34 protein-coding genes are annotated in these 26,603 nt (G+C 53.7%); 29 read left to right on the top strand and 5 right to left on the bottom strand.

Features of this window, described 5'->3' with window-relative positions:
- Positions 1–193: 193 nt before the first annotated feature.
- Complete coding sequence (locus KNP06_RS07935; RefSeq protein WP_138859256.1) at positions 194–2,110, top strand: LTA synthase family protein; 1,917 nt, start codon at positions 194–196, stop codon at positions 2,108–2,110.
- 80 nt (positions 2,111–2,190) lie between these two features.
- On the opposite strand, the gene KNP06_RS07930 is transcribed toward KNP06_RS07935, so the two are convergent.
- The gene (locus tag KNP06_RS07930; protein WP_029595254.1) at positions 2,191–2,370 is read right to left on the bottom strand and encodes a DUF2759 domain-containing protein; all 180 of its coding nucleotides are present in this window, start codon (positions 2,368–2,370) and stop codon (positions 2,191–2,193) included.
- Between the two features lie 158 nt (positions 2,371–2,528).
- On the opposite strand from KNP06_RS07930, the gene KNP06_RS07925 reads away from it, so the two are divergent.
- Positions 2,529–3,149 (top strand): MBL fold metallo-hydrolase, encoded by a 621-nt coding sequence (locus KNP06_RS07925; protein WP_034778027.1) that lies wholly within the window; start codon positions 2,529–2,531, stop codon positions 3,147–3,149.
- A gap of 39 nt (positions 3,150–3,188) precedes the next feature.
- Here KNP06_RS07925 and KNP06_RS07920 read toward each other — a convergent pair whose 3' ends face one another.
- Positions 3,189–3,452, bottom strand: coding sequence for a DUF2626 domain-containing protein (locus KNP06_RS07920; protein ID WP_021067727.1), 264 nt, complete (start codon positions 3,450–3,452; stop codon positions 3,189–3,191).
- Positions 3,453–3,700: 248 nt separating this feature from the next.
- Here KNP06_RS07920 and KNP06_RS07915 point away from each other — a divergent pair, with 248 nt between their 5' ends.
- The 13 genes from KNP06_RS07915 to gcvPB all read left to right on the top strand — a co-directional run bounded on the left by KNP06_RS07915 (position 3,701) and on the right by gcvPB (position 12,465).
- Complete coding sequence (locus KNP06_RS07915; RefSeq protein WP_052090134.1) at positions 3,701–4,087, top strand: Spx/MgsR family RNA polymerase-binding regulatory protein; 387 nt, start codon at positions 3,701–3,703, stop codon at positions 4,085–4,087.
- 58 nt (positions 4,088–4,145) lie between these two features.
- Positions 4,146–4,952: an ATPase, T2SS/T4P/T4SS family gene (locus tag KNP06_RS07910; RefSeq protein ID WP_034778024.1), complete on the top strand. Its 807-nt coding sequence runs from the start codon at positions 4,146–4,148 to the stop codon at positions 4,950–4,952.
- Positions 4,934–5,911, top strand: coding sequence for a type II secretion system F family protein (locus KNP06_RS07905; RefSeq protein WP_214788418.1), 978 nt, complete (start codon positions 4,934–4,936; stop codon positions 5,909–5,911). The genes KNP06_RS07910 and KNP06_RS07905 overlap by 19 nt, the downstream gene beginning before the upstream one ends.
- Before the next feature lie 17 nt (positions 5,912–5,928).
- The gene (locus KNP06_RS07900) at positions 5,929–6,240 is read left to right on the top strand and encodes a prepilin-type N-terminal cleavage/methylation domain-containing protein (RefSeq protein WP_034778021.1); all 312 of its coding nucleotides are present in this window, start codon (positions 5,929–5,931) and stop codon (positions 6,238–6,240) included.
- Positions 6,237–6,674 carry a prepilin-type N-terminal cleavage/methylation domain-containing protein gene (locus KNP06_RS07895; RefSeq protein WP_138859259.1) on the top strand — a complete coding sequence of 146 codons (438 nt, stop codon included), beginning with the start codon at positions 6,237–6,239 and terminating at the stop codon, positions 6,672–6,674. Before KNP06_RS07900 ends, KNP06_RS07895 begins: the two co-directional genes overlap by 4 nt.
- Positions 6,661–6,897 carry a hypothetical protein gene (locus KNP06_RS07890; protein WP_214711436.1) on the top strand — a complete coding sequence of 79 codons (237 nt, stop codon included), beginning with the start codon at positions 6,661–6,663 and terminating at the stop codon, positions 6,895–6,897. The genes KNP06_RS07895 and KNP06_RS07890 overlap by 14 nt, the downstream gene beginning before the upstream one ends.
- On the top strand, positions 6,833–7,315 hold the full coding sequence (locus tag KNP06_RS07885; RefSeq protein WP_214711437.1) for a prepilin-type N-terminal cleavage/methylation domain-containing protein: 483 nt from the start codon (positions 6,833–6,835) through the stop codon (positions 7,313–7,315). Before KNP06_RS07890 ends, KNP06_RS07885 begins: the two co-directional genes overlap by 65 nt.
- Positions 7,315–7,593: a hypothetical protein gene (locus tag KNP06_RS07880; protein WP_034778012.1), complete on the top strand. Its 279-nt coding sequence runs from the start codon at positions 7,315–7,317 to the stop codon at positions 7,591–7,593. Before KNP06_RS07885 ends, KNP06_RS07880 begins: the two co-directional genes overlap by 1 nt.
- Positions 7,586–8,071 carry a shikimate kinase gene (locus KNP06_RS07875; protein ID WP_034778010.1) on the top strand — a complete coding sequence of 162 codons (486 nt, stop codon included), beginning with the start codon at positions 7,586–7,588 and terminating at the stop codon, positions 8,069–8,071. The genes KNP06_RS07880 and KNP06_RS07875 overlap by 8 nt, the downstream gene beginning before the upstream one ends.
- Positions 8,068–8,406 (top strand): hypothetical protein, encoded by a 339-nt coding sequence (locus tag KNP06_RS07870; protein ID WP_214711438.1) that lies wholly within the window; start codon positions 8,068–8,070, stop codon positions 8,404–8,406. The genes KNP06_RS07875 and KNP06_RS07870 overlap by 4 nt, the downstream gene beginning before the upstream one ends.
- Before the next feature lie 147 nt (positions 8,407–8,553).
- Positions 8,554–9,627, top strand: coding sequence for a glycine cleavage system aminomethyltransferase GcvT (gene gcvT, locus KNP06_RS07865; RefSeq protein ID WP_214711439.1), 1,074 nt, complete (start codon positions 8,554–8,556; stop codon positions 9,625–9,627).
- 25 nt (positions 9,628–9,652) lie between these two features.
- Positions 9,653–10,990, top strand: coding sequence for an aminomethyl-transferring glycine dehydrogenase subunit GcvPA (gene gcvPA / locus KNP06_RS07860; protein WP_214711469.1), 1,338 nt, complete (start codon positions 9,653–9,655; stop codon positions 10,988–10,990).
- The gene (gcvPB, locus tag KNP06_RS07855) at positions 10,990–12,465 is read left to right on the top strand and encodes an aminomethyl-transferring glycine dehydrogenase subunit GcvPB (RefSeq protein WP_214753118.1); all 1,476 of its coding nucleotides are present in this window, start codon (positions 10,990–10,992) and stop codon (positions 12,463–12,465) included. Before gcvPA ends, gcvPB begins: the two co-directional genes overlap by 1 nt.
- Positions 12,466–12,555: 90 nt before the next feature.
- Here gcvPB and KNP06_RS07850 read toward each other — a convergent pair whose 3' ends face one another.
- Positions 12,556–12,936: a rhodanese-like domain-containing protein gene (locus KNP06_RS07850; RefSeq protein WP_034778003.1), complete on the bottom strand. Its 381-nt coding sequence runs from the start codon at positions 12,934–12,936 to the stop codon at positions 12,556–12,558.
- A 164-nt stretch (positions 12,937–13,100) separates the two neighbouring features.
- Here KNP06_RS07850 and mntR point away from each other — a divergent pair, with 164 nt between their 5' ends.
- Positions 13,101–13,529, top strand: a complete 429-nt coding sequence (gene mntR / locus KNP06_RS07845; RefSeq protein WP_034778001.1) for a transcriptional regulator MntR — start codon at positions 13,101–13,103, stop codon at positions 13,527–13,529.
- A gap of 178 nt (positions 13,530–13,707) precedes the next feature.
- Entirely contained in the window at positions 13,708–14,235 is a 528-nt protein-coding gene (hpt, locus tag KNP06_RS07840; RefSeq protein ID WP_034777998.1) for a hypoxanthine phosphoribosyltransferase, read from the top strand.
- A gap of 55 nt (positions 14,236–14,290) precedes the next feature.
- Here hpt and KNP06_RS07835 read toward each other — a convergent pair whose 3' ends face one another.
- Both KNP06_RS07835 and KNP06_RS07830 read right to left on the bottom strand, forming a co-directional pair.
- Positions 14,291–14,704, bottom strand: coding sequence for an SA1362 family protein (locus KNP06_RS07835; RefSeq protein WP_034777995.1), 414 nt, complete (start codon positions 14,702–14,704; stop codon positions 14,291–14,293).
- A gap of 16 nt (positions 14,705–14,720) precedes the next feature.
- On the bottom strand, positions 14,721–15,665 hold the full coding sequence (locus KNP06_RS07830) for a DUF1385 domain-containing protein (RefSeq protein WP_214711441.1): 945 nt from the start codon (positions 15,663–15,665) through the stop codon (positions 14,721–14,723).
- A 142-nt stretch (positions 15,666–15,807) separates the two neighbouring features.
- On the opposite strand from KNP06_RS07830, the gene aroQ reads away from it, so the two are divergent.
- From aroQ to KNP06_RS07770, 12 genes are all read left to right on the top strand, one after another.
- On the top strand, positions 15,808–16,245 hold the full coding sequence (gene aroQ / locus KNP06_RS07825; RefSeq protein WP_214753120.1) for a type II 3-dehydroquinate dehydratase: 438 nt from the start codon (positions 15,808–15,810) through the stop codon (positions 16,243–16,245).
- Positions 16,241–17,308, top strand: a complete 1,068-nt coding sequence (locus KNP06_RS07820) for a M24 family metallopeptidase (RefSeq protein WP_138860291.1) — start codon at positions 16,241–16,243, stop codon at positions 17,306–17,308. The genes aroQ and KNP06_RS07820 overlap by 5 nt, the downstream gene beginning before the upstream one ends.
- A 29-nt stretch (positions 17,309–17,337) precedes the next feature.
- The gene (efp, locus tag KNP06_RS07815) at positions 17,338–17,904 is read left to right on the top strand and encodes an elongation factor P (protein WP_021067706.1); all 567 of its coding nucleotides are present in this window, start codon (positions 17,338–17,340) and stop codon (positions 17,902–17,904) included.
- A 113-nt stretch (positions 17,905–18,017) separates the two neighbouring features.
- Positions 18,018–18,473, top strand: a complete 456-nt coding sequence (gene accB, locus KNP06_RS07810) for an acetyl-CoA carboxylase biotin carboxyl carrier protein (protein ID WP_138859268.1) — start codon at positions 18,018–18,020, stop codon at positions 18,471–18,473.
- Between the two features lie 7 nt (positions 18,474–18,480).
- Complete coding sequence (accC, locus tag KNP06_RS07805; protein ID WP_034777987.1) at positions 18,481–19,824, top strand: acetyl-CoA carboxylase biotin carboxylase subunit; 1,344 nt, start codon at positions 18,481–18,483, stop codon at positions 19,822–19,824.
- A gap of 112 nt (positions 19,825–19,936) precedes the next feature.
- Positions 19,937–20,320, top strand: a complete 384-nt coding sequence (gene nusB, locus KNP06_RS07800; protein ID WP_138859270.1) for a transcription antitermination factor NusB — start codon at positions 19,937–19,939, stop codon at positions 20,318–20,320.
- Between the two features lie 84 nt (positions 20,321–20,404).
- On the top strand, positions 20,405–21,241 hold the full coding sequence (gene folD / locus KNP06_RS07795) for a bifunctional methylenetetrahydrofolate dehydrogenase/methenyltetrahydrofolate cyclohydrolase FolD (protein WP_138859271.1): 837 nt from the start codon (positions 20,405–20,407) through the stop codon (positions 21,239–21,241).
- Positions 21,234–22,583 (top strand): exodeoxyribonuclease VII large subunit, encoded by a 1,350-nt coding sequence (gene xseA, locus KNP06_RS07790; protein ID WP_138859272.1) that lies wholly within the window; start codon positions 21,234–21,236, stop codon positions 22,581–22,583. Before folD ends, xseA begins: the two co-directional genes overlap by 8 nt.
- On the top strand, positions 22,552–22,782 hold the full coding sequence (gene xseB, locus KNP06_RS07785) for an exodeoxyribonuclease VII small subunit (protein WP_034777980.1): 231 nt from the start codon (positions 22,552–22,554) through the stop codon (positions 22,780–22,782). The genes xseA and xseB overlap by 32 nt, the downstream gene beginning before the upstream one ends.
- Complete coding sequence (locus KNP06_RS07780) at positions 22,779–23,657, top strand: polyprenyl synthetase family protein (protein ID WP_138859273.1); 879 nt, start codon at positions 22,779–22,781, stop codon at positions 23,655–23,657. Before xseB ends, KNP06_RS07780 begins: the two co-directional genes overlap by 4 nt.
- Positions 23,658–23,780: 123 nt before the next feature.
- Positions 23,781–25,673, top strand: a complete 1,893-nt coding sequence (gene dxs / locus KNP06_RS07775; RefSeq protein ID WP_214711446.1) for a 1-deoxy-D-xylulose-5-phosphate synthase — start codon at positions 23,781–23,783, stop codon at positions 25,671–25,673.
- A 6-nt stretch (positions 25,674–25,679) separates the two neighbouring features.
- Positions 25,680–26,501 (top strand): TlyA family RNA methyltransferase, encoded by an 822-nt coding sequence (locus tag KNP06_RS07770; RefSeq protein WP_034777976.1) that lies wholly within the window; start codon positions 25,680–25,682, stop codon positions 26,499–26,501.
- Positions 26,502–26,603 lie beyond the last annotated feature (102 nt).

Here is a 26,603-nt window from a genome sequence, read left to right as displayed (position 1 = left end):
GAACGGGTATGGGATAATGTAAAATTTGTAATGACAGAGTTGATTTTTTGTTAAAAAAGGGGTAAGATTTGGACTTGATACCGGACTGTTATCGTACGTGAAATGGATAACAAGCCAATTGAACTTATAAAAAAATAGGGGGAGCGAGTTCGTTTGATCTCGTCGCCCGTTGAACAGAGGAGGAGGCCGTCAGATGAAGTCATCTCAGAGCTTTTCGAAGCTTACTATGCGACTGAATGATACGGTCCGCGCTTCGTTTCAAGAATATCGGTTATTTTGGATTTTCACGCTATTACTTTGGACGAAGACGTACGTAGTTTACCAATTTTTCTTCAATATCCCGATTGAAAACACCGCCCAGGCATTCATCTTGCTGATCAGCCCGATCAGCTCCACACTATTCTTATTCGCCTTTAGTTTCTTCTTTAAAGGAAATAAGCAGAAGTGGGTATTGTACATGCTCTATGCCGCGGCGTCATTCATCTTGTTCGCTGACGCCGTCTATTACCGCGAGTTCACCGACTACTTGACGATGCCGGTCATCTTGCAACCTTCGAACATGGAGACGTTGTCGACCTCGTTCACCTCATTGTTGGAATGGAAGGACTTGATCATCCTCGGGGATGTGCTCGCCTTGCCGTTCATCTTACGGCGCATCAATGCGAAGGCGACGGCGGCCTCTCATCAGAGAGCGCTCGTGACGTTCGCAACAGCGGTCGTCGTTTTCTTGTTCAACTTATCGCTCGCCGAAACGGAACGCCCTGAACTATTGACACGTTCGTTCGACCGGGAGCTGTTGGTCAAAAATATTGGGACGTTCAACTTCCACGTCTATGACGCGATGCTTCAAACGAAGACATCGGCCCAGAAAGCGATGGCCGATGGATCGGAACTGGCGAAAGTTGAGCAATATACCCGTCAACATTACGCGGCACCGAACCCGGACTACTTCGGGAAATATAAAGGCAAAAATGTGATCGTCGTCTCGTTCGAGTCGGCCCAAAACTTCACGCACAACATGAAGGCCTCGAACGGCGAATACATCACGCCGAACTTGAACAAATTGATCGAAGAGTCACACTACTGGCCGAATTATTACCATACGGTCGGACAAGGGAAGACGTCAGACGCCGAGTTCGCACTCGATAACTCGCTCTACGGCCTCCCGCGCGGTGCCGTCTACTTCACGAACGCCGACAACGAGTATCAGGCGCTTCCTGAATTGATCAAGGAAGACAACTACTACTCGGCCGTGTTCCACGCCAACAACAAGTCGTTCTGGAACCGGGACTTGATGTATAAAAATATCGGCGTCGATCAATTCTTCGACGAGAAAAGTTATGACCTCGGGAACCCCGAGGATATGACGGAGTGGGGACTTCTCGACGACAGTTTCTTCGAACAGTCGATCCCGATGCTCGAAGAGTTGCCGGAGCCGTTCTACGCGAAGTTCATCACGCTCACGAACCACTTCCCGTACACGATGCCGAGCGAAGACTATGAGCTCGTCCCGAAATTCGAGACGAACTCGACGACGCTCAACAACTTCCCGCAGGCGCTCGCGTATCAGGATTACGCGCTCGGGTTGTTCATCGATGAGTTGAAGGCGAACGGTATGTGGGATGACACGATCTTCGTCGTCTACGGTGACCATTACGGCATCTCGACGAACCATAACGACGCGATGGCCGACCTGCTCGGGAAAGACGAGTTGACGCCATACGACGTCGCCAAGCTCCAAGCGGTCCCGTTCGCGGTCCACTTACCGGGACAAGCCAAGGGCGAAGTACATGACACGATCGGCAGTCATGTCGACATGAAACCGACGATCCTTCACTTGCTCGGAATCGACACGTCGGACACGGTCGGATTCGGTAGCGACTTGTTATCGGAAGACCGGACGAGCCGCGCCATCTTCCGTGACGGCACCGTTATCACTGAGGAGTATGTCTGGACGCAATCGACATGCTATGACGCCTCGAGTGGTGAAGTCGTTGAGGACGTTTCACTTTGTGGACCGGATAGTGAAGAAGCAGAGAAGATTCTCCAAATGAATGATGACTTGATTTATTCGGATCTGCTTCGTTTTAAAGAACAGACCGAACAGTAAGCAACAGCGCCGTCCCGGCTTAGCCGGGACGGCGCTGTTTGTTATACAAAAAAAGACGACCGAGGTCGTCTTCATGCTCATTAGCCTGGGATTCCACCGTAAATCAATGTCGCGACGCCGAAAAATCCAAATACGAGTACAGTGACCGCGGCGAAAGCCAGTGGAAAGAATTGGCGTTTCTTAAACGAACGGGCCATTCCCCAGATTGCAACGAGTGCAACGATGAGCGAGATCCATCCAAATGGTTCATACAAATGCATGACGAGTTCCCCCTTTATTATACGTCATGAAATTCATAAAAATTTCACTGAAATATCATTATTATTTTATCCGATAATGTACACGCTGTCGAGCAAAGAAAGCCTCCGCTACAATTTTGCCACAATATCGATTAGAATGGGATGTGGAGGTGTTCTGAATGAATATTGTAAAAATCACATCGGGCTTGGCCCAAGAGAACGGATACGTGCTCGAGAAAGACGGGACGGTCCTCATCGTCGACCCAGGTACGGACGATCCGAAATTCTTTGAGGCGGTCGAACGCTTCGGTGGCTTGAACGCCATCTTGTTGACACACGCCCATTTCGATCATATCGGTGGCATCGATGCCCTTCGTGATCGTTACGCCGTACCGGTGTACGTCCATGAAGCGGAACGGACGTGGCTGATGGACGACGAGAAGAACGGGGCGGCGAAGTTCCATCTGCCGAGCGCATCGATGCGTCCAGCCGAACGGGTCTATCAAGGTAAAACGCTCGAAATCGGTGCCTTCACGATTGAGTTGCATCACACGCCTGGTCATTCGCCGGGCAGCGTCACGCTCCACATCCCGACGGAACGCATCGCCTTCTGTGGGGATTTGATTTTCAAACAGTCGGTCGGACGGACCGATTTATACGGTGGCGACCAGGCCACTTTGCTCGGATCGATCGATCGGATGCGACAGCTGTTACCAGGCGAGACCGTGCTCTATTCCGGACATGGGCCGAAGACGACGCTCGAGGCCGAAATTCGGACGAATCCATTTTTCGAGCGATGAATCAAAAAAAGATTGTCTCACGAGGAGACAATCTTTTTTTTACATTTGGAAGTTACTCCAATACGTGAAGACGACGAAGAAGACAGTCAAATATGCGCCGAACACGTACACATACGTTTTTTCAGTGAGTTTCAAGTAGCCTAGTGCGACGAAGAAAATAGTTTGAGCTAAAAAGACAAGACCCATTACGACGAAGTCACCACTATGTTCGCTACTGCTTTGATCTCCACCGAGTGCGCCTACGAAAGCAAGCGCCGCGATCAACCCAGTCCAAAAGCCTAGGACACGGAACATTCTCGCCATGTTAATCCCCCCATACGTGCATTATTCCATTCTCATTCACTATTTTACCAACACATTCAGAAAAATGCTATGGAAACGTGTGAATTGAGCAAAATAATCGTGAAAAATATGTGAAATAATTAGGTTGCACAAACTTGTACAAAAAATTAAAAAACTTGTACAAACTATGTACAAAACGGGTATAAGGTTGTATAATCGATTTACACACATCGAACGAATTGGTTCTCAACTTCAAAGGAGGTATTAAAATGGCAAATGAATTGATGTTCTATACGTATCCGAGCTGTACCTCGTGCCGTAAGACGAAAGCGTTTTTACAAGAGCAACACCTCGAGGTGAGCGAGCGCCATATCTTCCGGAACGCCCCGACGGTAGATGAGTTGATGACGCTGTTAGCGCTCAGTGAAAACGGTGTCGACTCGCTTCTTGCGACGAGAAGTCAGGCGTTCAAACAACTCGACATCGACGTCGAAGATTTGAAGCTAAGTGAATTGCTCAAATTGATGAGCGACAACCCGAAACTATTGAAACGTCCAATCTTGACGGATGGCAACGAAGTCATTGTCGGCTATGACAAAGCGACAATCGAGGCGTATGCCCGTCGTTTCGAATCAACAACTGCAAACGTATCCTGACACAAGTCCACTTTCCAAGGAGTGGGCTTTTTTTTATGCTCTTATTGAGGTGGTGGAGATGAAACGAGTGATCGAGCGTGTCGTGGGAGCGGCGCGAAATTTGAATGCGAGCGATGTCCATTTTATGCCATACGGAGACGAGGTGATGATTCAAGTTCGCCACGGGACGCTCTTGCATCGACTGGAGTCGATGACACAGTTTGACTACGAACGGTTGACGTTACATATGAAATATTGGTGCTCGCTAACGGAAACGGATCATCGCGTGCCTCAGTCTGGTATGTACGTCGGGACGGAGGACGCGATCCGGGTCACGTTTTTACCTTCATTCGACCATACGCTTATGTCGTGGCGACTCCCGAACGCCTCGTTTCAGTTGTCCGAGTTGCTAGACGATGAGGATGTGAACCGCTTTTTGAAGTTGGCTATGCTCCGGCAGGGATTGTTATTGATTGGCGGCGCGACGGGGGCAGGTAAGACGACGGTCCTCTACGCATTTTTGCAAAGTTTGGGCGGCCGCCGAATCGTGACGATCGAGAACCCTCCGGAGAAGCAGGTGCCGGGAGTGATTCAACTCGAGGTCAACCCGAAAGCAGGACTTGACCATCGCAGTCTATTGAAAGAGACACTTCGGGCCGACCCAGACGTCATCGTCATCGGAGAGATCCGAACGAGCGAGGAGTTGCGGGTGGCACACGACGCGGCGCTCAGTGGCCATTTGACGATCGCGACGTTCCACACGGCGAGTGTCGAGGACGGCGAACATCGGCTCGAACAGCTCGTCGGCAAGATGGAGGTCGCCCGTCATTGGTGCATCCTGCACCGCGAAGAGGAGGTGAGCTGTTCATGGTCCGAGACCAGATGAGTAAAGACTTATTCACGATCCGTCGCTTTCTCAGGCTGCAGGCCCGTGGTGTCGGATTGAAAAAGACGTTCGAAACACTTGAGCTTCATGAACGAGGCAGAGCAAAACAAGTGATTCGGGACATGCGGCTTCAACTCGAGCAAGGTCGGCCGCTCGCCGAAGTGTTCTCGGGACTCGTCACCGACCCAAGAATGCGTGAGATGCTCGTCACGGCGGAGCGGGGCCATCACTTTTTAGAAGGGCTCGAGCAAGTGCTCGTCTTGTCGACGATGCGCCGAAACCTGCAGCAAGAGCTCAAGCAGCTAGCGCGGTATCCGCTCGTGATTTTGACGATGCTGCTCGGACTCGGGGCGATTTATGCGCTCTATATTTTCCCGAAATTGCTGTCGATGGTGGACGTCGAGGCGCTAGATGGGATAAACGCAATTCTGTTGTCCCGTTGGTTTTTCCCGGGTCTATTCATCGGCTTGCTCGTGACCGGGGCGGCCCTCTACTGGAACGGGAGACGCGGCCGGCTCGTGCCGCTACGTGTCGTCGAACGAGGCAGGCGGCTGTACGTCACGTATTTGTTCGTCAGTGAGCTCTCGCTCTTAAGTGAAGGGCAAGGTTCGGTCCGTCATATCATCGAGCGTTTGTCTCGGGGTGACGGGGAAGTCGCGGCCATCGCGAGACGGATCCATGAGCGTATGTCGGACGGTCTTGAACTCGAAGAGGCGGCCCGGCAAGAACGGTTGCTCGAGCATGAGGTCGTCAGTCTCTTCGGCGTCGGTACGGTGAGTGGTGAGCTGGGGTCGATCATGACGTTGCATCGTGATCTCGTGTTTGAAGAGATGGAATTGTATTGGAAACAACTGATCACCAAGGCCGAGCCGGTATTATACGGATTTTTGACGATGATGGTGACAATGATTTTTTACACGATTTATTTGCCGGTCAAATTGATCATGGCCCAACTATAACAAGGAGGAACAACAACATGACACGATTCAAATCAGAACAAGGGTTCACGCTCGTCGAAATGGCTGCCGTCCTACTCATCATCTCGGTTTTACTGTTACTGCTCGTTCCCTCGATGTCAGACGGGAAATCCCGGGCAGACAGTGTCAGTTGTGAAGGGAGTGTGCGCATTGTCGAGTCGGAAATCAACTTATATTATGCGGAACACAAATCCTATCCGGAGACGTTGGCGGTCATCGAACGGGCCTCGACGGAGAGTCCGCTCGAGTATAGTTGTCAATCGATGGTCTACACGTACGCCCCGACGACCGGTACGTTGACAAAACAATGAGGCAAGACGGATATACGTTCGTCGAGATGGCATCCGTCCTCGTCATCTTGTCGCTCCTGCTGTTGATGACGACCCCGGTCGTCCGTTCGATGGATCGATTGGCCTTGTTTGATTTCACCGAGGCACTTGTGAGCGACATCAACGAGGTTGGCCAATATCCATACGTCGCCGCCGATGAATCATGTGTGCCGCGTCTACGGTGGTACATAAAAGAACGGCGCTATCAAATCGCCTGTGGGATGACGCCGATCGCATCGCGTGTTGTACCCGATGGGGTCGAGATGAGTCTCCCGGCCACGAGTGAGATCGTCTTCTCACGTACAGCGGCGACGTATGCAGGGCAGTGGAAGTTTTATACGGGACCGACGATGGTGACGTTGAAGTTTAGAATGGGGACGTATGAGCCGGAGGTGCTTCGCGTTGAAGGGCGATGAGCAAGGTATCACGTTTTGGGAAATCTGCCTTAGCCTGGCGCTCCTCCTGGCGTGGGTCGGGGTCGTGGCACCTTTTGTCGAGGGCGCGACGGACCGGGTCGACCGTCTCGAAACGACCGTTCGGCGTTATGAGCGGCTTCAAGGGGAGGTGTTGCACGATGCGGTCGAACCGAGCGGACGCACAGAAATCTGTGATGGTGACCTATGTCTCCCGACGCTTTGAGCGGGGGTTCACGTTACTTGAAGTGAGCTTCACGTTGCTCTTGATCCCGCTGTTCGTTGGACTCACGGTTCACTTGTTGGCACTCGGCCAGGCGTTTTATGAGCAACCACGTGACATGGTGCCGACGACGCCCCAACTGATCGTGCGAAAACTTTTCGATAGCCGGGATTGCGTTGTCGAATCGGGACGTCTTGTCGGCACATACGTGCGCCCGGACGACACAACGTGGTCGTGGACGCTCAAACAGATCAATCGCAATTTGGTCATGGTCGGAGACGAGGGAGGGAATTTACTATTTTTAAGAGGAATCGAGACGTATCAGGTCGAACCGGTAGGAGAGGGTTTTCGCATCAGGTGGACCGACGCGACCGGCCCCCGCGAGAAGAGCGTGATGTGCATGCGCGCGGATACTTTGTGATGTCGACGTTAATCGTGTTGACGTGGTTACTCGGCGGAGCGATGTTTTGGTATACTGATATGGAACGAACGACCGACCGACTGGCGCTCGATATTTTGGCGATCCGCTTCGAATCACACGTCATGGTCGCCAAACGGTCCTGTGGTCCGTCCGCCGTCACGGTGACAAAACCGACCGGGACGATTAACTGTCGACCGCTCGGCAGCGGGACGGTCGAGGTCGAGATTCGCCTTGAGACCGGAGAACGACATAAAGAGGTGATTTATTTCGATGACTAAACCGTTTTACATCATCGGGTTTATGGGTACAGGTAAATCAAGCTTAAAACGATATCTTGAAAAATCGAATCACGTCGTCGATTTGGATGAGCTGTTCGAAATGGACGTCCAAATGGACATCCCCGCATATTTTGACCGTTACGGGGAGGAAGCGTTTCGCCTGCAAGAAAGTGAGATTTTGCGACAGGCGAGCGCTGCCTATATCGTGACAGGCGGCGGAATCGTCGAACGAGACGAAAATCTCGATTGGATGCGCGAAAACGGTGTCGTCATCGCACTTGATCTACCGTATGAGATGTGTTGGGACCGAATCAAAGACTCGGACCGGCCTCTCGTGCGCCACGGCAAGGCGGCCGTCGAAGCGTTGTACGAACGTCGGCGGCCGCTCTACGCGCGTGCCGATCACGTGCTTGACGCCTCGCTCAGCACAGAAGCAATCGCGCATACCTTATATCGGTTGAAGGAGGAAGATACATGATTTGGATCAATCTCGGCATCATTGTGCTCGCACTAGTCGGGCTCGGTTTGTATGGGTTCTTATTGTACCGTAACAAGATGAAGACGGACGTGCGGCGGGTCACCCGTTTGACGGAACGTTTCCAGATTCGTGCGAACGTCATCCAAGGTCTCGTCAATGAAATCAAGCAACACGTCGATGCGGTCAACGCCTCTGTGAAGCAGATGAAGGCCTATTCCGTTAACGTGAAAGACGAGACGATGGAGCTTAAGCAAGCGACGATCGGACTGACAAAAGAAATTAAGCGGACAGCTGGAGTCGAACGCCCAGACGTTTCCACTGAGACCAAAATATGAAATAATGAGGATGAAAACGTTTTCGTTTTCCATCCTCTTTATTTTTGCCCATTTTAGCTAGGCATAGCCATAAAAAATTGATAAAGTGGAATAGAAAACGAAATATTTCACGCATTGCATTATTAACGTTCGGGATTGGGGGATAATATGGAGAAAGTATCGTTAAAACGTACGCCTTTGTATGATTTGATTTCCGTAAAGGCGAAGATGGTGGATTTTGCGGGGTTTGAGATGCCGATCATGTTCTCATCGATTAAAGAAGAACATCAGGCGGTGCGTAACGAGGTCGGCATGTTCGATGTGTCGCATATGGGGGAGATTCGGGTCGAAGGTCCGGATGCGCTCGAGAGCGTGCAACGTCTCGTCACGAATGACGTCTCGAAATTACAGATTGGTCAGGCCCAATACAACTTGTTCTGTTTGCCTAACGGCGGTGTCGTCGATGATTTGCTCGTCTATCGACTCGATGAAGATGCGTTTTGGCTCGTCGTCAACGCCTCGAACATCGAAAAAGACGTGGCCCACGTTCGTCAGTATGTGACTGGTGACGTCGCGGTGACCGATGAGTCCGACGCCTATGGTCAAATCGCGATTCAAGGACCGATGGCCGAACACGTGCTCGGCCGTTTGACGGATTTGCCGCTGGCCAACATCAAGTTTTTCCGGTTCATGACCGGCGACGTGGCCGGCGTGTCGACCATCGTTTCACGCAGTGGCTATACGGGGGAGGACGGGTTTGAATTGTATGCCCGCGCCGAAGACGTAGCCGCAATCTGGTCAGCGTTAGAAGCTGAAGGCGTCACGCCATGCGGGCTCGGGGCCCGCGATACGCTCCGTTTCGAGGCATGCTTGCCATTATACGGGCACGAGCTCGATGAGACGGTCACGCCGTTCGAGGCGAACTTGAACTTTGCCGTCAAACTCGATACCGATTTCATCGGCAAGGATGCCCTCGTGAAGCAAAAAGAAGACATCCCGCGCCGCTTAATCGGCTTACGCTTGCTCGGGCGCGGCATCGCCCGTCAAGGGGCGACGGTCGAAGTTGACGGGGAGACGATCGGTGTCGTCACGACCGGCACGATGCCGCCGACGGTGAACGAGTCGATCGCCTGGGCGCGTGTCGACCGTCGTTTCGCGGAGGCGACACACTTTATCGTTGAAGTTCGGGGGAAAAAAATAGAAGCCGAACGTGTACCGACACCGTTTTATAAACGTAAATGAAACAGGGGGATTCAGCATGAACAGAATGGAGTTTCGTTATTTACCGATGACAGAGCAAGATGAGCGTGACATGTTGCAGACGATCGGCGTCGAGTCGATTGAAAACCTACTCGAGGATATTCCAGCATCGCTCCGGGAGACGGCTTCTTTAGCGGCCATCGGTGCGCCGCTTCCGGAAGTTGACCTCGTTCGTCATATGACGAAGCTCGCCGAGAAGAACGTGCACACGAAATCGACCCCGAGTTTCCTCGGGGCCGGAATGTACGATCACCTTTCTCCGAGCGTCATGAACCACATGCTTCTCCGTTCCGAGTTCTATACAGCCTATACGCCGTATCAGCCGGAAATCTCGCAAGGTGAACTCCAAGCGATGTTCGAGTTCCAGACGATGATTTGCGAATTGACGGGCATGGACGTGGCCAACTCGTCGATGTACGACGGCATCACAGCCCTTGCTGAAGCAACGTATCTCGCGAGTGCCCATACGAAGAAAAAACGTGTCGTCGTCTCGGGAGCGGTCCATCCGGAAGCGAAGGACGTCATCCGGACGTATGCCGGTGGGCCAGGGCTCACGGTCGAATATACGGACGTTAACGCGGGATTGACCGACGTGACAGACATCGATTTGACGGACGCCTCGTGCCTCGTCGTCCAATATCCGAACTTTTATGGACGCGTCGAGGACTTGTCAGCCCTCGCGAAAGCAGCGCACGACGCCGGCGCCTTGTTCGTCGTCTCGAGCAATCCGCTCGCGCTCGGGATTTTGGAGTCGCCGGGTGCGCTCGGGGCCGACATCACGGTCGGTGACGCCCAACCGTTCGGGATTCCGCAAAGCTTCGGCGGCCCGTCATGTGGATACTTCGCCGTCAAACAAGCACTCATGCGTAAACTTCCGGGTCGTCTCGTCGGACAGACGGTCGATGAGGATGGCAAGCGCGGCTTCGTCTTGACGCTTCAGGCGCGGGAACAACACATCCGTCGTGACAAAGCGACGTCAAACATCTGCTCGAACCAGGCGCTCAATGCGCTCGCGGCATCAATCACGATGTCTGCCCTCGGGAAGTACGGGATTCGTGACATGGCCGTCCGTAACATGCAAACGGCCCATTACATGAAAGAAACGCTCAAAGCGGCCGGCTATACGGTTATCGATGAAGGACCGATGTTCAACGAGTTCGTCGTCGACTTCGGAATCGATGCGGAGCAAGTATCGCGTCACCTGCTCGACAATGGTATCATCGGTGGTTTGCCGCTCGGGACGTATGAAACGGACCGTCAGACCCAGATGTTGCTCTGTGCGACGGAGCTTCGAACGAAAGAAGAAATCGATTTATTTGTTGAAGTGGTTGGGGGGATGAACTGATGCAACACGAACAAACGCTTATCTTTGAGGTGTCACGTGAGGGGCGGACTGGCTACAATTTGCCGACGCCGACGGTACCAGAAGTCGATTTGGAGACGCTCTTGCCGGCTTCGATGGTTCGACAAGAGGCGGCCGAACTGCCAGAAGTGTCTGAACTCGATGTCGTACGCCATTACACGTCGCTCTCGACACGTAACCACGGAGTCGACTCCGGTTTCTATCCGCTCGGTTCGTGCACGATGAAATATAACCCGAAAGTGAATGAAGACATGGCCCGACTTCCTGGCTTCGCCCATATTCACCCGTTGCAGCCGGTCGAGTCGATTCAAGGGGCGCTCGAGCTCATGGTCGATCTGCAAGAACAACTTGCTGAGATCACTGGCATGGATGAAGTGACCCTGCAACCTGCAGCCGGGGCCCATGGGGAATGGACCGGTCTCATGCTCATCAAGGCGTTCCACCATCACAACGGTGATATGGAACGGACGAAAGTACTCGTGCCTGATTCGGCACACGGAACGAACCCGGCCTCGGCCGTCGTCGCCGGTTTCGAGACGGTGACGGTCAAGTCGGATGAGCGCGGGCTCGTCGATTTGGAGGATTTGAAAGCGAAAGTCGGGACGGATACGGCAGCGCTCATGCTGACGAACCCGAACACGCTCGGTTTGTTCGAGGCTGATATTTTAGAGATCGCCAAAGTCGTGCACGAGGCCGGCGGCAAACTGTATTACGACGGCGCTAACTCGAACGCGATTCTAGGCATCGCCCGTCCTGGGGATATGGGCTTCGACGTCGTCCACTTGAACTTGCACAAAACGTTCACAGGGCCGCACGGCGGTGGCGGTCCGGGTTCTGGTCCGGTCGGGGTGAAACGCGATTTGATTCCGTACTTGCCGACGCCAATCGCGCGCCGCTCTGAGTCTGGCTTCACGCTCGATTATGATCGCCCGCAATCGATTGGTCGCATCAAACCGTTCTATGGCAACTTCGGGATCAACGTTCGGGCTTATAGCTACATCAAGACGATGGGTGCGGAAGGGTTGACGCGCGTCTCACGCGAAGCGGTATTGAACGCCAACTATATGTTCGCCCGCTTGAAAGATGCGTTCGATGTGCCGTATGACACGTTCTGCAAGCATGAGTTCGTCTTGTCTGGAAAACGTCAGAAAGCACTCGGCGTTCGGACGCTCGATATCGCCAAACGCTTGCTCGATTTCGGTTATCACCCACCGACGATTTACTTCCCGCTCAACGTCGAGGAGTGCATCATGGTCGAACCGACGGAGACGGAGTCGAAAGAGACGCTCGATGCCTTCTGCGATGCGATGCTCCAAATCGTCAAAGAGGCGGAAGAGAATCCGGAAATCGTTCAGACGGCCCCGCATACGACGGTCGTCAAACGCCTGGACGAGACGCTTGCGGCTCGGAAACCAGTGCTCAAATACGAACGACGCCAACCGTCGTCAATCAATTGAATCCGAACCCGCTCACTATTCGTGAGCGGGTATTTTTCTGGAAATAAAAAACGTCCCTCCTCGGAGTGAGGAGTGGACGTGGTGGGCAGGTCAGTCTTTCTTGACTTTCCCTTTCCAGTTTTTGAAGCCGCCATCGAGCATGTAAATGTCGGTATAACCATTTTTCATAAGCAATTTGGCCGCCTGGTTCGAACGCGACTTGCCTTGGCAATACATGAGGATCGGCTGATCTTTGCGAAGTTCTTTCATGCGTAGTTTCAATTGGCCGACCGGGATGTTACGGGCGCCGACGATGTGGCCTCCCTTATACTCGTTCGGTTCACGGACGTCGATCAATTGTCCTTTACGGAGCGACGCACGAAACTCTTCTTGTTTCATTTTCTTCAAACCGCGTGCCGGCAAGAAACGCCAGACGATGTATGCGATGAGCGCAGCCCATAGGATGATGACGAGGATAGTTTCGATTCCCATTGATGTTCTCCCTTTCTCTATTAAGTTTCACCAACATCCATTATAAAGAATTTAAGGTCATGAGACAATGATTGACTGATGGATTTACCCGTTCTGCTTTCGGTTTCTAGGTGGTTGCGTTAAAATAGAGGTTGCAGAACGGAACATAAGGGGAGGCTACGCCCATGCCGACACCGAGTATGGAAGATTACTTAGAACGAATTTATTTGCTAATGGTCGAGAAAGGATACGCCCGCGTGTCCGATATCGCCGAACATTTAGGGGTGCATCCCTCCTCTGTCACGAAAATGGTGCAAAAGCTCGACCGGGAAGACTATTTGATTTATGAGAAATATAGAGGACTCATGTTGACGAAAAAAGGTCAAAAAATCGGGAAACGACTCGTCGAGCGTCATGCGATGCTCGAATCATTTTTACGTTTGATCGGTGTCGACGAGGCCCATGTCTACGAAGACGTCGAAGGGATCGAGCACCATTTGAGCTCGAACACGCTTGACTGCATGACCCAGTTCGTCGAATTTTTTGAAGATAAGCCCGAACTGATGGCCCAGTTTCGCGCGTTTCAAGAACTGAATACGAACGACGATGAGTGAGTCTAGATGACCGCGACCGATGAATCGATTCGGGAGCGGTCTTCTTTTATCAAAACGCCTCTAGAACCGAACAATGAAGCGTTTTAATTGAATTTTAGTCTGTTTTTGGTTTGTTTTTGTGATAGAATGGGTGCTGGTAAGAATGATAAGGGGGTGACGGCGAACAATCGCCGACATGATGGATATTCAAATCAAAGGGAAACTGTTTGACGAAGCACAAATCAAACAGCGCGTGGCGGAACTCGCTGAACAAATCGAACGGGATGCGGCCGGAACACCAATCGTCCTCGTGGCCGTCTTGAAAGGGTCGCTCGTCTTTGCGGCTGATTTGATGAGACAGATGACGGGCAGTGTCCAACTTGATACGGTGGCGACGTCTTCTTATGGGAAGAAATCGACTTCGAGCGGGAACGTCCAACTCCGGAAAGATTTAGACCTCGATGTCGAAGGGAAGTACGTCGTCATCATCGAAGACATCATTGACACGGGACAGACGCTTAAATTCTTGTGTCAGCATATGACGTTACATCAACCGGGGCAATTGAAGATTTGTACACTTCTCGACAAGCCGGCCCGCCGACTCGTCACGCTCGACGCCGATTACGTCGGCTTCGAGATCCCGGATGAGTTCGTCATCGGGTACGGCATCGACTACGCCGAACAGTATCGCAATCTACCGTATATCGGTTTCGTCGAAACGGACTGACTTCCGAATCACGACAAAAAACGAACCAGGTCGCCCGTGGCGATCTGGTTCGTTTTCACATGTTCGCTTTCTTTTTCTTCTTGCCTTTCTTCCCCTCGATGACGGTGAGGTGAGGGGCGTCGCTACGATGCGTCGAACGAGCCGGGCGCTTCGAGAGTTTCGTCACGTTTGAACCAGGTTTCGCTTTCTTTTTCGTCGTCGCGGACGGTTTCACTTTAGGGTTCGCACCGGGACGTTGCATCCGTTTTTTGGAAGCCTGAGCGGTCTTCCGGTACCGCATATCCTCGGCTGAGATTTTAGGAGCCATGAACACACGGTAAATCACATAGAAGATTAACCCGAAAATACCGATGAAGAGCAACTGTCTGAACAAGCGACCGGGGTCGGTCGCGAGCATATGTCCGACTCCGATGAAGCCTAAGATGAACACGATCGTGGCAGCGGTCGTACCGATTCTTTGTCTGATCATGGTGCTTTCCTCCTCTTTATCCCTCTCTTTGCGCGGCCGGTTGACCTAGTTCTGAACGTTCCCATGTTTCGAAAGCCTCGATGGCGACGCGGATTTGCTCATCGTTTGGTTCACGCGTCGTCAACAGCTGTAGCGATAGTCCCGGCTTGCCGAGGACGGATAGGAAGCGATGTTCACGAAAACGGTTTGTGAATTGGAGCACCTCGAACGAGATGCCGATGACCACCGGTAACAAGGCGATGCGGCTGACGAGTCGGACCCAGAGCGGATCGATCGGGACGACCATATAGACGCCGATGCCAACGAAAACGGTGAACAGGATGAAGCTTGACCCACAGCGATAGTGGAGGCGTGAGCTCGAGCGGACGTTGTCGACGGTGATCGGTCGTCCGGACTCATAACAGTTGATGACCTTGTGTTCAGCGCCGTGATATTGAAACACGCGTCGAATGAGCGGTGTCAAGGAAATCAAATAGAGGTAACTGAGCAGCAATACTAATTTTATTCCCCCTTCGAGGAGGTTTTGAATCACGTGACCGGACAATGCGGGCACGCTTTGGAACATGGCGGCGAGCAGGGCCGGTGTGACGTTAAAAATCAGCTTGCCGAACACGTACGAGATGATCCCGACGACCGCGATCATGATGACCATCAAGATGTTCTGTTTCTTCTCATCCGGTTTCGTCGCCTCGTCCTCGCTCGGATCGACGTCATAGCGGTCACTGGCGAAGTTCATGTGGGCGGAACCGTTTTTGAGCGATTCGTATAAGGCGACCACGCCGCGCAGGAACGGGACTTTCTTTAACGATTGGACCCAGGGGACGAGGATGCGAGGTTGCTCGAACGTCTCGATCGATCCGTCCTTCCGGCGGATTGCCGAGGCACTCTCGGCGCGTCCTTGAAACATGACGCCTTCCACAAGCGCTTGCCCTCCAACGGGGATCAGTGGTTTAGTTTTCATGGCATTTCCTCGATTCCTACAGTTATATAGTTGAATTATACCGTGATTCACCTAAAAAACGAAACCACATGAACGTCAATTGTCGCTACAACCGTTAAATTTGTTACAATAGAGGCGACTTGACGAACAGGGGGGAAGACTTGTGCACATACTCGTCTTGAATGGGCCGAATTTGAATCTACTCGGGAGACGTGAACCGGACGTATATGGTGACGTCTCGTTGAAGGGACTGACGGCGGAGCTGTTGCTCGCCGCGCCAGATGACGTCGAGTTGACGTTCGTCCAATCCAACCATGAAGGCGAACTGATCGACGCGCTACACGAAGCGTACGATTATGCGGGGGTCATCTTCAACGCCGGGGCGTATACACATACGTCAATCGCGCTTCGAGATGCCATCGCCGCCATCAAGGCCCCGGTCGTCGAAGTACATATCTCGAACGTGCATGCACGAGAGTCGTTTCGTCATGAATCCAAGCTCGCCGGCGTCTGTCTCGGCGTCATCAGCGGCTTCGGGTTGACGAGTTACACGCTCGCGTTGCAGGCGCTGATCGAACATTGGAGGAATCGACATGATTGAACGGGTCAACAAACTGCAAGCTCAGCTAGAAGCGAACGGAATTGACGGATTGCTCGTGACGAAACGGGAGAACATCCGCTACTTGTCGGGGTTCACCGGGTCGAGTGGCGTCCTTGTGATCACGCCAAAGTCGGCGAGCTTCATCACCGACTTCCGCTACACGGAACAGGCCGCGAGCCAAGTGAAAGGGTTCGACATCATTGAACACAAGACATCGCTCATCAAGTCGGTCGCAGAAGTCGTGGACCGGGAAGCGGTCGCACGTCTCGGTATCGAGCAAGATGACATGACGGTCGGGCAATTCCGGACGTATGAAAAAGACGTCAACGCCGAACTTGTCGAGACATCAGGCATCGTCGAAAAGCTACGCTTGATTAAGGATGAGTCAGAGATTAAGATAATGAAGGAAGCTGCGGCGATTGCGGATGCGGCGTTCACCCATATCCAGTCGTTTATCCGCCCGGGCCGGACAGAGAAAGAGGTCGCGAATGAACTCGAGATGTTCATGCGTGCTCAAGGAGCCGACTCGTCGTCGTTTGATATGATCGTTGCATCGGGCCATCGCTCGGCATTGCCGCACGGTGTGGCCAGTGATAAGGTCATCGAGGCAGGCGAACTCGTGACACTCGACTTCGGGGCTTACTATCAGGGGTACTGCTCGGACATCACGCGCACGCTCGCCGTCGGAGAGATCTCAGACGAGTTGCGCAACATCTATGATACGGTACTCCGCGCACAACTCGCGGGTGTCGAAGGCACGAAAGCCGGGATCACGGGAATCGAGGCGGACGCGTTGACGCGTGATGTGATCAAAGAAGCCGGTTATGGTGAGTACTTTGGGCATTCGACGGGACACGGTCTCGGCATGGAAGTCCATGAGGCGCCAGGGCTGTCATTCCGTTCGGAGACGGTGCTTGAACCTGGGATGGTCGTCACGGTCGAACCAGGCATCTACATCGCCGGAATCGGCGGATGTCGCATCGAGGACGATATCGTCATCACTGAGACTGGCAATTTCCGTCTCACGCAGTCGCCAAAAGAGTTAATTACGATTGAGGCTTGAGTCTCAGCTCATCTTAGGAGGAAATCAACATGGTATCAGTTAACGATTTAAAAACAGGCTTAACGGTCAAAACGTCGGACGGATCGATTTGGCAAGTCATCGAATTCCAACACGTCAAGCCGGGTAAAGGCGCGGCTTTCGTTCGTACGAAGATGCGTAACTTGCGCACGGGGGCGATTCAAGAGACGACGTTCCGTGGCGGCGAGCGCATCGAGCGTGCCCACATCGAACGTAAACGTATGCAGTACCTCTACCCGATGGGCGACACGTACGTGTTCATGGACACAGAGTCGTATGAGCAGCTCGAACTCACGGGCGAGCAAGTGAAAGCGGCGCTCCCGTACATGCTTGAAAACATGGAAGTGAGCATCGCTGACTACGATGGCGAGATTCTCGGCATCGAGCTCCCGACGACGGTCGTCTTGACGATTGTCGAGGCCGATCCAGGCGTCAAAGGTGACACGGCATCGAACGTGAAGAAAAATGCGACGGTCGAAACGGGCCACATCATTCAAGTGCCGCTCTTCATCGAGCCAGGCGAAAAAGTAACGGTCGACACGCGCACAGGCGAGTTCACGGGCCGCTATAACGGGTAAGGCAAAGGGTGTCCATTCTTCGGAATGGGCCCTTTTTTTGTCGTTGCATTCACTGGTCTGACCAGTTATAGTAGAGTAGAGATTAGTACCAGGTATAAACAGGGGGTTATTTCATGCAAATCGAACATATTAAAGAGCTGATCACAATGCTCGATCAGACGTCGGTCCACGAGCTGGAGCTCGAGACGTCAGAATTTAAACTATCATTGAAAAAAGAAGCGGCCCCGCAACTCGCCGCCCATCATACACCAGCCGCCCAAGCGGCGCCGGTCGCTGCACCTACACCGGCCGCTCAAACGGAGCAAGCAGTCACACCGGAAGCGGCCCCGAGCAACTTACGGACGATCACGTCGCCGATGGTCGGGACGTTCTATTCGCGCCCGGCACCGGACAAGGAGGCCTACGTCCAAGTCGGCGATCGCGTCGAAGCTGGACAAGTGGTCTGTATTTTAGAAGCGATGAAGCTGTTCAATGACGTCGAGGCGGAAATCAGCGGAGAAATCGTCGAGATGCTCGTCGCTGACGGCGATTTAGTCGAATATGGTCAAGCGCTCTTCAGCGTGAAGTGAGGTGTCTATGAAACTACTCATTGCAAACCGTGGAGAAATTGCGGTCCGGATCATCCGGGCCGCGAAAGAGTTGAACATTCCGACGGTCGCCGTCTTCTCCGAGGCCGACCGTGAAGCGCTACACGTCCGTCTCGCCGACGAGGCGTACTGCATCGGACCGAACCCGTCCAAAGACTCATACTTGAATATCCCGAACATCCTATCGGTCGCTTGTGCGGTCGATGCGACGATGATTCATCCGGGTTACGGTTTTTTGGCCGAAAACGCCGAATTCGCCGAGATGAGCGAGGCGTGCGGCATCCAATTCGTCGGACCGAGCAGTTATGCGATTCGGAAGATGGGCATTAAAGACGAAGCGAAGCGAACGATGATCGAGTCGGGCGTTCCGGTCGTTCCGGGATCGAGTGGGGTCGTGACCGACGAGGAAGCGGTCGAACTCGCCCGTGAAATCGGTTATCCGGTCATCATCAAAGCGACGGCCGGAGGCGGAGGACGCGGAATCCGTGTCGCCTATGATGAGACAGAGCTTGTCAAAGGGCTCACGGATACTCGTAAAGAAGCGAAGCAGGCGTTCGGCAACGGCGACGTCTATCTCGAGAAGTACATCGAGTCGTTCCGCCACGTCGAGGTGCAAGTGCTCGCCGACCAGTACGGCAACGTCATCCATCTCGGAGAACGTGATTGTACGATTCAGCGCCGGATGCAGAAGCTGATCGAGGAGGCACCGTCGCCGGCGATCGATGAGGCGACGCGCCAAGCGATGGGAGATGCGGCCGTGAAAGCGGCCAAAGCGATCCGTTATTCTGGTGCCGGTACGATCGAGTTCATCTACGTCCCGGAGTCGAACGAGTTCTATTTCATGGAAATGAACACGCGAATCCAAGTCGAACATCCGGTCACCGAGATGATCACCGGCTTCGACCTCGTCCAAGCACAACTCGAGGTCGCGCTCGGTCATCCGCTCGCGATCAGTCAAGCCGACATCACGTTCAGCGGACACTCGATCGAGTGCCGCATCAACGCCGAGGACCCGTTTGCCGACTTCCGTCCGATGGCTGGGAAAATTGATCAGTACATCGTGCCGGGCGGTATGGGTGTCCGGGTCGACAGCGGTCTGTTCGCAGGCGCGGTCATCCCGCCGTTCTATGATTCGATGGTGGCGAAGTTGATCGTCCATGCCCCGACGCGGGAAGAGGCGATCGCGAAGATGCTTCGCGCGCTCGATGAGTTCACGGTATCGGGCATTCATACGACGATTCCATTCCATCAACAAGTCATGGCGCACGAACGTTTCCGAGCGGGCGCGTTCGACACGAAATTTGTCGAAAAAGAAATGACGCTCACAAAATGAACCGTACCAGGAAGCCCGAACATTATTTGGGCTTCCTGGTTTTTTGTACTGAATTTATGGAGGCTTTATGCTAAACTATCACAATGAAAGCATGCAAAAGGAGAGTATCTGAATGAAACGTCATGAAGCACGAGAAAAAGCGATTCAAACGCTTTTTCAAATCGAAGTATCAAAACTTAAGGTGGACGAGGCCATCGAATTCGCCCTCGACGGTATGGATTCGGATCCATTCTACGAACAACTCGTCGTTGAGACGTTAGAAAAGAAAGACGAAATTGACGAACTGCTCGTCGAAAACTTGAAAAACTGGAGACTCGATCGCCTCGGCAACGTCGAGCGGACGATTCTCCGCATGGCGACGTACGAGTTGCTCTATGTCGAGACGATTCCGGACAAAGTGACGATCAACGAGGCGGTCGAACTCGCCAAGTCGTTCGCCGACGAAGAAGCGGCCAAGCTCGTCAACGGCGTCCTCGGCAACATTATTAAAGCGTAAACGAAGAGAGAGAAACGCGTCATACAAATAGAGAAGACACCACACCAACTACAGAGAAACCTAAGATAACGGGGGATGAGAGAGATGGCAGTAGTGATCGACGGGAAACAAATCGCAGCATCATATCGGGAAACGTTGAAAGAACGGGTCAGTGCGCTTCGTGCGCGCGGCATCGTTCCGAAACTGAAAGTCATTTTAATCGGGGATGATCCGGCGAGCCACAGCTACGTCCGGGGTAAAGAACGGGCAGCAGCTGAGATCGGGATCGATTCACAAGTGATTCGTTTCGATGAGACGATCTCGGAACGTGAAGTGCTCGAACTGATTGATTCGATGAACGAGGACGACGAGCTCCATGGCATCCTCGTTCAATTGCCGCTACCGAAGCATATCGATGAGAACCGTGTCATCATGCGCATCTCGCCAGACAAGGATGTGGATGGGTTCCATCCGACCAACGTCGGGAAGATGATGCTCGGTCTCGAGACACTGTTGCCGTGCACGCCGCACGGAATTCTCCATCTCGTCAAGACACAGACTGACCTCGTCGGTAAACACGTCGTCGTCGTCGGTCGCAGCCAAATCGTCGGGAAACCTGTCGGGATGCTGTTTTTAAACGAGTCGGCCACGGTGACATACTGTCACTCGAAAACGGTCGACCTCGGTGCGATGACGCGTCAAGCCGACATTTTGATCGTCGCCGTCGGTCGGGCCGGTCTCGTCACGAACGAGATGGTCAAACCGGGAGCGATCGTCATCGATGTCGGTGTCAACCGCGTCGACAGCCGTCTCGTCGGAGATGTTGACTTTGATGGTGTCCGCGACGTCGCTGGCGCCATCACCCCGGTTCCGGGTGGTGTCGGTCCGATGACGATCACGATGCTCATGCACAATACGGTCGAGGTCGCCTCACGTGGCTAATCCGATTCAAGTCTCTGAAGTCGTCCGTTATGTGAAACGTCAACTCGACGGTGACCCGGTGTTGCAACAAGTCGCCGTCATCGGCGAAATCTCGAACTTTAAACGGTACGCCTCAGGGCACTGCTATTTCACACTGAAAGACGAATCGTCCCGCATGAAGGCGGTCATGTTCTCACGAGATGCCCGCACGCTCAACTTTGAACCTACGGACGGGATGAACGTGGTCGTCGTCGCTCGAGTGACGATGTATGAGTCGACCGGTGATGTTCAATTGTACGTCGAGCTCATGCGGCAAGACGGCATCGGCATCTTGTTCGAACGCTATGAGGCACGAAAACGTGAGCTCGAGGCGAAGGGCTGGTTCGCGGCGGAACGGAAACGTCCGCTACCGGCGTTCCCTGAGCGCATCGGAATCATCACGTCTCCGAAAGGCGCAGCCTTGCACGATATCGCGACGACGCTTAGACGGCGGGCACCGCACGTGGCCATCACGTTCGCTCCTGTCGCAGTCCAAGGTGAACAAGCCGCTCCGCAAGTGGCGAGTGCGATTCGGTGGATGAATGAACGCACCGACTGCGATGTATTGATTGTCGGACGCGGAGGTGGATCGATTGAGGAATTGTGGGCGTTCAACGAGGATGTCGTCGTCGAAGCAATCTACGATTCCGAGATTCCTGTCATTTCGGCCGTCGGTCACGAGACAGATTTTACGTTGGCTGATTTCGTCGCCGACGTACGGGCTGCCACTCCGACAGCGGCGGCGGAGCTCGCGACGGCAACAATCGAAGCGCAACGAAAAGATGTGGAGCGCTTAAGTCGCGCACTCACGCGGGTCGTGACGACGCAAATGGCCTCGCTTCGCGAACGTGTCGAGCGCATGAAAAACAGTTACGGCCTCAAGTCGCCCCGCTATACGATCATTCAAAAGCGAGAGCGGTTCGCCCAGGCCGAGATTCGGCTCGAACAGAGTGCCACGAAACAAGTGACGCACGCGCGGCACCGTTTCGCAGCGTCGTCCCAACGCCTCGACGTCCGCAATCTGATGCAAGTGTTCCGAACGCAAGACGACCGTTTCCGGCAATATGAAGGACGGTTAGAACGCATTCGACCTCTCGAGAGACCGGCGGTTCAATTCGCCCAGTTGGCAGGACGATTGCAATCTGTCAGCCCGCTCGCCGTGCTCGCGAGAGGATACACGTTCGTCGAACAGGACGGGACGTACGTGAAAGATGTCAAACAACTACATGACGGCCTGGTGACGATCCGATTTCGGGATGGCCATGCCGTCGCGGAAGTGAAGGAGAGACACGATGGCGAAGAAACAAGAAGAACTGACGTTTGAAGCGGCGCTCGCCCGGCTCGAGGAAATCGTGACACAACTCGAGACGGGAGAAGTCGCCCTTGAAGAAGCGATGACCCTTTACGAGGAAGGCGTGCGATTGTCTGCCCTCTGTCAGACCAAATTGACGGCGGCGGAACAAAAAATGGACGAAATTCTTGAACTCGACGGGACGCTCCGTGAAAAAGGAGGGACCGTATGAGCGTGCAGGTCCATCTACAGGCATGGAAAGAAGAGGTCGAACAGGCGACGCGTCGCTTGCTCGATCCGTCTCTGATGCCGGAGCGCTTGTTTCAATCGATGACATACTCCCTCGAGGCGGGTGGGAAACGGATTCGTCCGGCTCTTCTTTATGCCGTCCTCGATACATATGGCCGTCCGAGGGCGCTCGGGCATGAAGCGGCCGTCGCCCTCGAGATGGTCCACACATACTCGCTCATCCATGATGACCTTCCGGCGATGGATGACGATGACGTCCGTCGCGGGCGTCCGACGAACCATCGTCAGTTCGATGAGGCGACCGCGATTCTCGCAGGCGACGCCTTGCTGACGGATGCGTTTCATCTCATTGCACGGGCCGATTTGGAAGCGACGAAAGTCGTCGCCCTCATGACACGGTTCAGTGAAGCGGCAGGCAGCGCCGGCATGGTCGGCGGTCAGCTCGATGACATGCTCGCTGAGAAACGGAGCGGTGTGACACTGTCGACTCTGCAATCGATCCATGAGCGGAAGACGGGGGCGCTTCTCGTGTATGCCCTTGAAGCGGGGGCCATCCTTTCGGACGCTTCCGAGACGGATCGTCAGGCGCTCGCACGGTTCGGAAAACATCTCGGGGTCGCCTTCCAAATCCAAGATGATATTTTAGACGTCGAAGGAGACGAGGCGCTCATCGGGAAACGAGTCGGTTCGGACGAAGGAAACGATAAAGCGACGTATCCGAAACTGCTCGGTCTCGATGGAGCGAAAAAAGCGCTGGAACAAGAAGTCACGGAAAGTGAGGCCGCACTGGCCGAACTTTCGGTCGAGGCCCCACTTTTACGGGAGCTTCTCGACTTCGTCGTACGACGCAATCATTAATCTCGGTGACACGATGAGCACATCGTGTCACCTTTGTTTTTGTGAATGTATAGCATCTATGGACACATTCTTGTAAAATGTAAGGTACGAATCAGTAATAAGACAGGAGAAAGGATGGTCATCATGGACTTGACATCCATTCAAGACCCGTCATTCTTAAAAAAGATGTCGGTACCCGAGTTAGAAGCGCTCGGCGCAGACATTAGACGGTTTTTGATTGAAAAATTGGCTGAAACGGGAGGGCACTTGGGACCAAACCTAGGGGTTGTCGAATTGACGCTTGCCTTGCACCGTGTATTTGACAGTCCGAAAGACCAACTCGTATGGGACGTGGGGCATCAAGCGTACGTCCACAAAATCTTGACAGGACGAACGAGTCAGTTCGATACGCTGCGTCAATACAACGGCTTATGCGGATTCCCGAAGCGTTGTGAGAGCAATCATGACGTCTGGGAGACGGGGCACAGCTCGACGTCCTTATCGGCCGCGATGGGAATCGCCATCGCGAACGAGTTGAAAGGACGCTCGAACGACCGGGCCATCGCCATCATCGGGGACGGGGCGCTAACTGGGGGAATGGCGCTCGAAGCGCTCAACCATATCGGCGCCGAGAAACAAAATGTCATCGTCATCTTGAACGATAACGAGATGTCGATCGCGCCGAACGTCGGCGCGATGCACAACATGCTCGGCCGGATGCGGTCGTCACGTAAACTGAAACACGCCCGTGAGGAAGTCGAGACGCTCATCAAACATATCCCGATCGTCGGCAACTCGCTCGAACGGAGCGGGGAACGCGTGAAGGATATGCTGAAATCAGCGCTCATACCAGGGACGTTCTTCGAAGAGCTCGGATTCACGTACTTCGGACCGACGGACGGTCACGATTTACGCGACCTGCTCGAGACGCTCGAGTACGCCAAGAAAATCGATGGACCGGTCATCGTTCACGTCATCACGAAAAAAGGCAAGGGCTATCGTCCGGCCGAACTCGATGGTGTCGGCACGTGGCACGGTCTCGGACCGTATAAAATCGAGTCGGGAGAAGTCATCAAAGGCAAGGTCAAAGGACCGAGCTATTCGAAGGTCGTCGCTGAGACGATCACGAAAGTCGCCGAGACGGACGAGCGCGTGACACTCATCACACCAGCGATGAGCGTCGGCTCGAAACTTGATTGCTTCAACAAGCAATTCCCGGAGCGGATGTTTGACGTCGGCATCGCCGAGCAACATGCGGTCACATTGGCCGGAGGACAGGCGACACAAGGCTTGAAGCCGGTCGTCTCGATCTATTCGACGTTCTTCCAACGCGCCTATGATCAGCTCGTGCACGACATTTGCCGTCAAAACTTGAACGTCGTCTTCACGATCGATCGTTCTGGTCTCGTCGGAGCGGACGGGGAGACGCACCAAGGCGTGTTCGATATCGCCTTTATGCGCCACGTGCCGAACATTCGCATCTTGATGGCGAAAGACGAAGAGGAATTGCAACATCTCGTCTATTCGGCGCTGAAGTATGATGACGGTCCAATCGCCGTCCGTTTCCCGCGCGGCGAAGGAATCGGGACATCGATGAGCGAGACGCTCCGCGAATTGCCGCTCGACGTCTGGGAGACGGTCGCGGACGGAACGGATGTCGCCATCTTGACGTTCGGTCCACAAGTGCAAGACGCGCTTGAAGTGCGTGCACTGCTTGAAGGGCAAGTGAGCGTCCGTGTCATCAACGCTCGTACGATCAAACCGCTCGACGACGTCATGCTCTCCGCTTTATACGCGGAAGGCATCCCGCTCGTCACGTTAGAGGAAGCGGCGCTCGCCGGAGGTTTCGGCAGCAGTGTGCTCGAACATGCGAGCGATGCCGGGCAGTTCCCGCGTGTGCTCCGACTTGGCATTCCGGACCGCTATATCGAACACGGCGGCGTCAATCAATTGCTCGAAGAAATCGGGCTCCGTCCGACGCAAATCGCTGACTCGGTTCAGCAGTTCGTTCAAGTGACAAATCGACAGAATGTGTGAGGAACTATGGAAAAACGAAAGAAAACTAGATTAGATGTACTCCTCGTCGACCGCGGGTTAGCGGAGACGAGAGAGAAAGCGAAACGGGCCGTCATGGCCGGTCTCGTCTATAGTGGGACCGAACGGCTTGATAAGGCGGGGGACAAAGTGTTTGACGACATCCCGCTCGAAGTGAAAGGCCAAGTGTTGCCATACGTCGGACGGGGGGGACTGAAGCTTGAAAAAGCGCTCCAAGTCTTCCCGTTCGATGTGGCTGGTAACATCGGCATCGATATCGGTTCATCGACAGGCGGGTTTACTGATTGCGCGCTCCAAAACGGCGCTGCGCAGATGTATGCCGTCGACGTCGGTTATAACCAATTGGCATGGAAGCTGCGGAGCGATGACCGTGTCGTCGTCATGGAGCGGATGAACTTCCGCCATGCGACCGCGGACCAGTTTCCGGTGGCGCCGGACTTTGCGACGATTGACGTCTCATTTATCTCGCTTCGGCTCATGATTCCGCCGTTGAAGACGATTTTGAAGCCTAACGGCATCGTCATGGCGCTCGTCAAACCGCAATTTGAGGCCGGGAAGGCCGATGTCGGCAAGAAAGGCATCGTCCGGGACCGTGCCATCCATGAACGGGTCGTCGACGACATGGTCCGTTACTTCGCCTCGGAAGGGTTCGAAGTTGCGGGACTCGACTTCTCGCCGATCACCGGTGGGGATGGGAATATCGAGTTCTTATTGTTCGCCCGTTTCACCGGCGTCGGCAGTGTCGACCCAGCCATCGACGTGGACGCGGTCATCGACGCCGCCCACGCGCAATTGAAGAAGAACGCTTGAGCTGCAGACGTCTTGTCTGCAGTTTTTTTGTGTCCGCTCGCCGATCCAGGGAATTCATCCCGCGAAAGCTAGACCTTTTTTCGACAATACTTTAGAATGATA

It is taken from the genome of Exiguobacterium sp. s21, from assembly GCF_018617975.1.
Lineage (GTDB): Bacteria > Bacillota > Bacilli > Exiguobacteriales > Exiguobacteriaceae > Exiguobacterium > Exiguobacterium mexicanum_A.
The sequence above is the reverse complement of the archived record's forward strand: the minus strand, read 5'-3'. Positions and strand labels throughout refer to the sequence as shown.